This is a genomic window from Methanoculleus sp. UBA413 (assembly GCF_002502935.1).
Lineage (GTDB): Archaea > Halobacteriota > Methanomicrobia > Methanomicrobiales > Methanoculleaceae > Methanoculleus > Methanoculleus bourgensis.
Genome location: NZ_DAQR01000134.1, coordinates 1 through 8,497 on the forward strand (window position 1 = coordinate 1; position 8,497 = coordinate 8,497).

General features: G+C 53.1%; 7 protein-coding genes, 1 tRNA gene and 2 rRNA genes. 9 read left to right on the top strand and 1 reads right to left on the bottom strand.

Going from position 1 to position 8,497, the window contains the following annotated elements:
• The 9 genes from BP858_RS11435 to BP858_RS11475 all read left to right on the top strand — a co-directional run.
• Nucleotides 1-329, top strand: a 23S ribosomal RNA gene (locus BP858_RS11435); the annotation flags it as partial.
• 111 nt (nt 330-440) lie between these two features.
• Nucleotides 441-512: transfer RNA gene (locus BP858_RS11440), tRNA-Cys, on the top strand.
• Between the two features lie 24 nt (nt 513-536).
• Nucleotides 537-658, top strand: a 5S ribosomal RNA gene (gene rrf / locus BP858_RS11445).
• A gap of 1,192 nt (nt 659-1,850) precedes the next feature.
• Nucleotides 1,851-2,969, top strand: coding sequence for a FecCD family ABC transporter permease (locus tag BP858_RS11450; protein ID WP_286879532.1), 1,119 nt, complete (start codon nt 1,851-1,853; stop codon nt 2,967-2,969).
• On the top strand, nt 2,966-3,769 hold the full coding sequence (locus tag BP858_RS11455; RefSeq protein ID WP_074175080.1) for an ABC transporter ATP-binding protein: 804 nt from the start codon (nt 2,966-2,968) through the stop codon (nt 3,767-3,769). Before BP858_RS11450 ends, BP858_RS11455 begins: the two co-directional genes overlap by 4 nt.
• Before the next feature lie 110 nt (nt 3,770-3,879).
• On the top strand, nt 3,880-5,076 hold the full coding sequence (locus tag BP858_RS11460) for an ABC transporter substrate-binding protein (protein WP_286879534.1): 1,197 nt from the start codon (nt 3,880-3,882) through the stop codon (nt 5,074-5,076).
• 12 nt (nt 5,077-5,088) lie between these two features.
• Entirely contained in the window at nt 5,089-5,928 is an 840-nt protein-coding gene (locus BP858_RS11465; protein ID WP_062262011.1) for a class I SAM-dependent methyltransferase, read from the top strand.
• 474 nt (nt 5,929-6,402) lie between these two features.
• The gene (locus tag BP858_RS11470) at nt 6,403-7,311 is read left to right on the top strand and encodes a type IV pilin (RefSeq protein ID WP_074175082.1); all 909 of its coding nucleotides are present in this window, start codon (nt 6,403-6,405) and stop codon (nt 7,309-7,311) included.
• 2 nt (nt 7,312-7,313) lie between these two features.
• Nucleotides 7,314-7,817, top strand: a complete 504-nt coding sequence (locus BP858_RS11475) for a type IV pilin (protein WP_062262020.1) — start codon at nt 7,314-7,316, stop codon at nt 7,815-7,817.
• A gap of 365 nt (nt 7,818-8,182) precedes the next feature.
• Here the strand turns inward: BP858_RS11475 and BP858_RS12380 are convergent, their stop codons facing one another.
• Complete coding sequence (locus BP858_RS12380; protein WP_394339386.1) at nt 8,183-8,497, bottom strand: transposase; 315 nt, start codon at nt 8,495-8,497, stop codon at nt 8,183-8,185.

Below are 8,497 nucleotides of genomic sequence, written 5' to 3' on the forward strand. Positions count from 1 at the left end.
TATTAAAGGGGATCGTGAGCTGGGTTTAGACCGTCGTGAGATAGGTCGGTTACTATCTATCTGGAGTGTAAGGAGTCTGAAGGTAAGATGGAAATAGTACGAGAGGAACTTTCCGTCGTCGCCTCTGGTCGATCGGTTGTCCGACAGGGCAGTGCCGAGCAGCTACGCGGCAAGGGGTAAAAGCTGAAAGCATCTAAGCTTGAAACCTGACCCGAAAAGAGACTCCGCTGAGGACATGGGTAAAAGACCCGTTTGATAGGCCTGGGATGTAAGCATGAAGGCAACGACATGTTCAGTCCGCAGGTACTAACGTCCGATGCCTTCCGCTGAACTCAGACGAAATCCAGAGTTGCGCACCAAAGATACCTCATGCCCGTCCCGGGTAAGGGTGGAAACCCTTATATGTACCGGGTGACTAATACATAGAGGTAACACGGCTTGCCAAGGTGGCGGAGCGGCCACGCGGTTGACTGCAGATCAACTACACCCCGGTTCAAATCCGGGCCTTGGCTTCCATCCGATCTCGGATGTCTGGTAATAGCGGCCATAGCAGAGGGGAAACACCTGGACCCATTCCGAACCCAGAAGTTAAGCCCTCTCACGTACCGAGTTGTACTGAGGTGCGAGAGCCCTCGGGAAGCCCGGTTCGCTGCTATTACCTTCCTTTCCATTGAAGAACTCTTCTGATATCTTATTGTGTAAGTGTTTTCTGATAGTCTCTTCTGTAACGTGAGTGGTTATGATCCGTTTTCTGTCTGGGGATCGGGTGGCACATCCAGATGGTTTCCCATGTCAAGTCGAGATCAAGAGGCTTTGGCAATCTGCATAACCCCTATAAACCCCCTGGCAGGGCACAGGCATAGCGGGACGAGAATATATTTTCATGTTACTATTTTTCCTGATCGTTGAGATCATAGATGGTTAACAAAAGGCAATTGTTAAGTGTGTTTTTTCGCCATGCTTATACAAGTTGGGTGGTTTAGTCCCAGGGCGGTTAGTTATGGCAGGGCGTAAGAATCCTTTTGATATTGATATACCTCCAGTGATTATTCCTGGATCTGTATTTGGTAACAGGCCGGAAAATGGGCAAGAGAAACCGAGAGAGTCAAATAAATCCAGGTTAACCCAGACGCAAAAGATGAAGATCAAGAACATTGTTGGGAAGTGTGAGTATCCTGGATGTAATCATCCACCCCATGAAGTACATCATATAAAATAGCTTGAGGAAGGCGGTACTGATGCGTACAGCAATCTCATAGTCCTCTGTGGTTCCCACCATAACGATGCACATGGGAAGAATCCACAGGGAAAGATGATACCAAAAACGAAACTGAAGAGCATCGTCAAAGGAAGGTCAAAGACCAGAGCTGACAACATCAAGACGGTCTTAAAGGCTGTCGGTAAGCGTGGTGAAGGGAAGAGACAGGAAAATAGCCGATATCCCTGGGAGATAGATTTTAGGTTTTAAGATCATGACAGGGCTAACCCTGCCATTTCAATGTGAGATACAACCCGTCTGCCGGAATTGTATAGAGGTTGTCCCGGGACTCCCTTTCTGGCTCCTCCCGCGTGGCGAAGTTTTCTGCATCGGCAATGGTGCAACCTTCGATCGCCAAGCACGGTCAGGGTGTGTTCAAACTTCTGCTGTCCAAACATCGCAAGTTGCACCTCTCACGTCGCTCCCCAGCGAGGCATCGATAGCGGCAGGGGCACCGCGAGGCTGCGAATTCATGATGAATACCATATCTCTATTCTGACTCGGGTAGTCCAATCCATCAACATCATATGATTAACAAATTTGAGTATTTAAGAATATTAATTAACCTCGGGGCGAAAATCAGTATACCTACATGGCAGATGCAGTAACAACCCCTTCCGCGTCAGACCGGGAACATCCGGCAGACGGCGCAGTTTCAGGAGCCGGTATCGACGCAGTAATAACCCCTTCCGTCTCAGACCGGGACCTGCCCAACTACCGGTTCCGGTTTCTTCTTCTGATACTTGCCGTTGTTTTCTGCGCCGTCGCCTCGTTTGTTGTCGGCCGGTTCTCGATGAGCATCCACGAAGTGGTTCTTCTTCTCCTCTCGCCGGTCTTTCCTGTGCCTGAGATCTGGGATGATGCGATGTACAGCGTTGTCTATAACATCCGTCTGCCAAGAATTCTTGTGGCATTTCTTGTCGGGGCCGCCCTCTCGACAGCCGGCGCCGCATACCAGGGAATGTTTCAGAATCCTCTTGTCTCTCCCGATATCCTCGGGGCATCCGCCGGTGCCGGTCTTGGCGCAGCTCTTGCCATCTACCTTTATCTCGGGACGGGGGCGATTACGATCTTCGCATTCGTCGGAGGTCTTGTTGCGGTCGGGACTGCGTATGCGGTCAGCCGCCTGGTGAGGGGAAACGCCATTCTCAGCATGGTCCTTGCCGGTATTCTCGTCGGCAGCCTCTTCTCCGCATCCATCTCCTACATCAAACTCGTCGCCGATACCAACGATCAGCTGCCGGCCATCACCTACTGGCTGATGGGCAGCCTCGCCGGCGCGACCATGGAGGATGTGTATTTTGCGGGCGTGGTGATCATCATCGGCATCATCCCCCTCTTCCTGCTCCGCTGGAGGATGAACGTCCTCACCCTCGGTGAGGATGAGGCAAAGAGCATGGGGATCAACACCAACCTGCTCCGGCTGGTCGTGATCGTCTGTGCGACGCTCATCACGGCGGTCTCGGTCTCCATCTCCGGCATCATCGGCTGGGTCGGCCTTGTCATTCCGCACTTCTGCCGGATGGTCTTCGGCTACGACTACCGGAGAATCATTCCTGCGGCAGTACTTATGGGCGGCGGGTTTCTCCTGCTGGTGGACGACTTCGCCCGGACGATTGCAAGCACCGAGGTACCGCTCGGTATTCTCACCGCGTTTGTCGGAGCGCCGATCTTTGCCTACCTGTTGATACTGCGAGGAAGAGAATCATGAGCCTGGAAGTTTCCCATCTCTCATTTGCCTACAGTAAACGTGGCCGTCTGGTACTGGATGATATCTCGTTTTCGGTGAAGAAAGGTGACCTTCTCGCCGTGCTCGGGCCGAACGGTGTCGGGAAGAGTACGATGTTCCGGTGCATTCTCGGGTTTTTGCGAGACTACGAGGGGAGCATCCGGCTGAATGGTCTGGAGATCAAATCCCTCGATCACAGGGAGATTGCAAAGCATGTCGCCTACATCCCCCAGTCCACGTATCCGGTCTTCAACTACACGGTGCTGGACGTGGTCCTGATGGGGCTGACCAATCAACTGAATCTGCTTGCGGCGCCGAACCAGGACCACATCGATGAAGCATACGCGGCGATGGAGAGCCTTGGCATCGCTCACCTCCGGAATGCAGGATACGGTGAGATCAGCGGCGGCGAGCGGCAACTTACCCTGATTGCCCGGGCGCTTGTACAGAAGGCAAAGATTCTGATCATGGATGAGCCGACGGCAAACCTGGACTACGGCAACCAGTTCCGGGTGATGTGCCGGATATCGGATCTCGCAAGGGACGGCTACATCATTATTCTCTCGACCCACAACCCGGATCATGCATTCCTGTACGCGAACCGGACGCTGATGATCTACGGCGGAAAGGTGATCGCCGACGGAACGCCGGAGAATGTCCTGGATGCAAAACTGATCAAGGTGGTCTATGGCGTGGATGTAAATGTTGAGGATTACCGGTACGGCTCACGCCGCCACAAGCTCTGTGTTCCGATCAACGGCGGGGTCGGGAAGCACCGGTAAGTGTTCTGTTAACTTTACATGGTCAACTTATCTGTAATAATAAGGTATTGTATTTTATATTGCCGCACCCAAACCGTATCTGTGAGTTCCCGCCTTTGGGAGGTGCGTGTATGGAGAAAGGTGTAAAAATTCTCATGATTCTTGCTCTCCTCTCCGTCAGCACCGTCGCGTTCTGCGGCGGCGCTGTCGTTGAGGAGAACCGGACGTTTGTCGATGATGTCGGCCGGGAGATCACCCTGCCGGTTACGATCGACGCGGTCTCGCCGTCCGGCCCGCTGGCGCAGATTGTGCTCTACTCGCTCGATCAGGATCTCTTCGTGAGTGTCTCCAGCGAGTTCACCGATGCCCAGGCAACGTATATCGATCCCCGGCTTCTGACGCTGCCGGTCACCGGCCAGTTCTACGGCTCCAAGGCTTCGACCATGAATCCGGAGTCGATCATGGAACTGAACAGGCAGCTCAACATCGATGTGGTTCTGGATATCGGTGAGGCAAAGAAGACCATGAAAGCGGATCTTGATGATATCCAGGCAAAGACCAATGTTCCGTTTGCGTTTATCACCCAGAACAAACTCGAAGACATTCCCGGTTCGTATGTGAAACTCGGCGAACTGCTCTCCCGTCCGGAACGCGGCCAGGAGCTCTCCGACTACGTCTCCGCGCTTCTTGCCGAGTTTGATTCAGGCATGAAGAAAGTCGGCGACAATAAAAAGTCCCTGATCTACGTGACCGCCATTGACGGCAACTCCGTATCTATGGTAGGAAGCGGGTCATATCATGCCGAAGTTATCGATTATCTCGCAAACAACCTCGCAAAACCTGCAGCGTCCAGCAGCGGGACGGGCGACGGGTACACTATGGAGGATATCCTCCAGATGGACCCCGACTATATCATCGTGGGATACACCGATGGGCACGCCTACTATAACGAGATCATGACAAAGCCAATGTGGCAGTCACTCTCCGCGGTCAAGGAGGGTAATGTCTACGAGGCACCCTACGGTCCGTACAACTGGATGGGCGGCCCGCCGTCGGTTCAGCGGTTGTTGTCGATGATCTGGCTTGGCAACCTGATGTATCCGGATGTCTTCGACTACACCATCGACGACCGCGTCAAGGAGTTCTACTCGCTCTTCTTCAGGTACGACCTGACAGATGCGGAACTGGGCGACCTGATGGTGTATGCAAAACCCGGCACGGCATCCGCGTCGTCACCCACGCCGGCACAGTCCCCGGCCCCGCTCTTCGGTGTTCTTGCAGGTCTCGCCGCTGCTGCGGCCATCATTGGTGCGGGGCGCCGTCGGTGAGGGATAGCAGCAATGGCGGTTGACTACATCGCTCTCTGGAATGAGCAGCACGAGAGGGCCAACTGCCAGAAAGAGATCTGGAATGATGGCAGGAGTTTCTGGGAAGACCCCAGAAACATCCGCCGTTTTGTGGACCGGCTGATGACCGGCGACCGGTCGCGCATCGGAGGGCAGCTTGCGGCGATGCAGATCCCTGCAGGCTCCACGGTGCTCGACATCGGAGCCGGCCCCGGGTCTCTTGCGGTCCCTCTCGCTCTCGCGGGCTGCGACGTTACGGTTGTGGAGCCCTCCGCCGGGATGCGGGCTGCGATGAAGGAGTACCGGGAGGCGTCCGGTGCTCCGGGGATCCGCGTGATTCCTTCCCGATGGGAGGATGCGGACCCCGGGGAGGTGGGGAGGCATGATGTTGTCGTCGCTTCATTCTCCCTCGGGCTTGATGATATCGGTCCTTCCCTCAAAAAGATTAACTCGGCGGCGAAGCACGCGGTACATCTCTTCTGGTTCCTGACGCCGCCTGCATGGACCCGGGCGAACGTTCTCCTCTGGCCGGAACTTCATGGGAGTGAGTTTGCCTTCGAGCCGACGGCGGATCTTCTCTGGAACTCTCTCTGTCAGCTTGGGATTTATCCGAATATCATGGTCGAGCACGTGGAGAAGGGACAGCGCTATCCGACCGTGGAGGAGGCTGTCGCCGATTACTGCCGGCGCCTGTATGTCCGCGACGGTTGGCAGCGCGAGATTGTTACGTCATTTGTCCGCGAGAGGCTTGTGCAGACGGAGACCGGGTTCTGTATTCCGGGAACTTCAAAGACGGCCCATATCTGGTGGATGAAGGAGTTCCGGGAAATCTGATTACGTTTTGTGAGGTCATATGTGCTATACTAACCCCGGTACCGCGATAGACTATTGCATCGTGTCATCTTATTTAGAGATTTTTGGCACGTGCTGGAATGGGCACTATGGCCTCACGCGAAGCCGCGAAGGGTGAGGCGATGTCGCATGGAAATATTAGATGCAATGGACCAGTAGCCCTGGGGCGCATGGTGATAATCAGGTGCTATTGTCCAGGAGCGCGACGATGGCCCGGCAACCTCATCACCGCCGCGTCCGGCCGCATCCGCGGGAGATCTTCCAGGCGCGGGGCCCGCGCGCGCATGAAGCGGGGGAGGCCACATACTCAGTCAACCCAGCCCTCCGAAAACGTAAACTTAATTCATTTAATATTTATATAATGTAAATACAATTCGGTTAACTTATATACATGGTGAACTGATTCCATTGCGTGGTCTCCTGAGCTCTACTTGGGGGATACAGAGGTATGAACGCATGAAGCGCAGAACAGACATGAAAGAAAGAGATGATGCGGTCTCGCCCGTCATCGGCGTTATGCTGATGCTTGTGGTGACGATCATTATTGCAGCTGTGGTGAGCACGTTTGCGGGCGGAATTATGACCTCGCAGGAACCCACCCCTTCAGCAAGCTTTGATGTCAGCATGACTAATGAGAGTATTGAACTGGTAGTACAGTCGACTTCCCAGGACATTTCCTCCAAAGACATCACGATTGTTCTTTCAAATGCCGGACAAACGCGGAAACTGGTGCCAGGGGCATCAACAGTACCGTTTGGTTTTAACATTGTAGAATGGAGCGAGGTAAAAGGCTTCCATGATAGCAATAGTGTTGGAGATGCCAATATTAAATCAACACAAGCAGCAAATGACAACAATTCAAAACAGTGGTTTGGAAATTACACCTTGAAAGCCGGTTCTAGGATGAGTGCCTCTGGGGCTGCATTTAAAGGCGGTCTTGAGGGACTAGCGCCTCCTCCTGAAGGTTTAGAGAATCTAAATTCACTCGGTAAGGGTGATTTCCTTGGTGTAATAACCCTAGATCAGTGGATGAGCATATTTGGAGACGATGGAGGAGTATCTACTACAGAACCGGACCCGATGACAGACAATGTCCTTAAAGTAGGGTCTAGACAGAAGATTAATGATCTGGATCTTATTGCGTTTTTAGAAACAAAGGGTGTTCAATTCACTAACGGTAAACCTACAGGGAGTTTCTATGCAACAGCCGAAGATACAAACTGGAGTTTCGGAAGAATGTGCACGTACGGCGATGGTTTTGGAAGTATTTCCGTAACTCCCGGTGACCGTGTTTCCGTGACAATTGTCTATACCCCATCGGGTCAGACTATGTTTATGAAAACCGTTGCGGTGAAGGAGGCATAATAATGAACGCAAGAAAAGAGTCATCACGGGATGCAGCGGTATCGCCGGTCATCGGCGTCATGTTGATGCTTGTCGTCACCATCATCATTGCAGCACTGGTCTCTTCCTTTTCGGGAGGGCTGAGTACAACAAAGGACGTTACGCCGACAGTTACCTTTAAGGCCGATCTGAGTGTGGACGATGGTCTTACCATAACATGCCTTGGTGTCACTCCCGGCAAGAACGTGGATTTCGACGTCTGTGTCAGTGACGGTGATCGCAGCTACTATAAAGTTGGTAAACGCTACAGCACGTCTTCCTTTACCCCCGGGACAAGCCACACCGTTAGTGCAACGGAACTTGACGAAGGATTTGTCGCAGCGTTTGGAAAGGACGACTCTGGAAGTTATAAGCAGACCGGAATGTATGTGCCGAATCCGAAGCATATCGGACAGACCTACATCATCCAACTGATTAGCAAGGATTCTGGTATCATCGGGAAAACATATGCCGTTCTCACGGCATAACCGCTCAACTACCGGGCACCAACCCGGACCAATTTTTTTCGGGGACTCACGTCACCGTATTCCAAACCAGCGAACACGGCATACGTTCTCTGTCTTACTGTTCCGTTGAGATCGCCGGCGAAGCGTCCGGTCGGAAGAAATCTGTAGAGCATCCTTGGAAAATATCCCTGTGCAGCAGGGGGATCATCCGCAGACTAGCCCGAAATACCCCGGATCAACCAGAACTTCGACCCCAAACTCCTCATGTGTCGGGGAGGTCATCCCAATATTCTCCCGATCATGACAACACACGCCAGGTGAATCGGCCCCAGGAATGAGTGCTCATACCGCTCGTAACGTGGAACAATCTTCTTAAACGCCTCAATTCAACTAAAGAACCGTTCAATGGTACTGCGCTTCTTGTAGAGTTCCGGATCGAACCGGATCGGTCTCCCTCGTTTTGGCTGTTTCCGGGATCTCTTGTTGACTGGGATATTGGTCTTGATTCCCCGGTTCCGGTTGTATTGACGGATTTCCCGTGTATCGTAGGCTGCATCTGCGGAGAGGATCGTGGGACGATCCTGCGCCACGGGAATCTGAAATGCATCGAGGGTTGGATCATAGAGCCGAGAATCATGGACATTTGCCGGTGCAACTGTGCAGACAAGAGGGAGACCGTTCCGATCGACCAGAGCACTCAG

Excerpts from the sequence above, each read along its gene's own strand:
- BP858_RS11460 (WP_286879534.1), top strand. The coding sequence starts at position 3,880 with ATGGAGAAAGGTGTAAAAATTCTCATGATTCTTGCTCTCCTCTCCGTC.
- BP858_RS11475 (WP_062262020.1), top strand. The coding sequence starts at position 7,314 with ATGAACGCAAGAAAAGAGTCATCACGGGATGCAGCGGTATCGCCGGTC.
- BP858_RS11455 (WP_074175080.1), top strand. The coding sequence starts at position 2,966 with ATGAGCCTGGAAGTTTCCCATCTCTCATTTGCCTACAGTAAACGTGGC.
- BP858_RS11465 (WP_062262011.1), top strand. The coding sequence starts at position 5,089 with ATGGCGGTTGACTACATCGCTCTCTGGAATGAGCAGCACGAGAGGGCC.
- BP858_RS11450 (WP_286879532.1), top strand. The coding sequence starts at position 1,851 with ATGGCAGATGCAGTAACAACCCCTTCCGCGTCAGACCGGGAACATCCG.
- BP858_RS11470 (WP_074175082.1), top strand. The coding sequence starts at position 6,403 with ATGAAGCGCAGAACAGACATGAAAGAAAGAGATGATGCGGTCTCGCCC.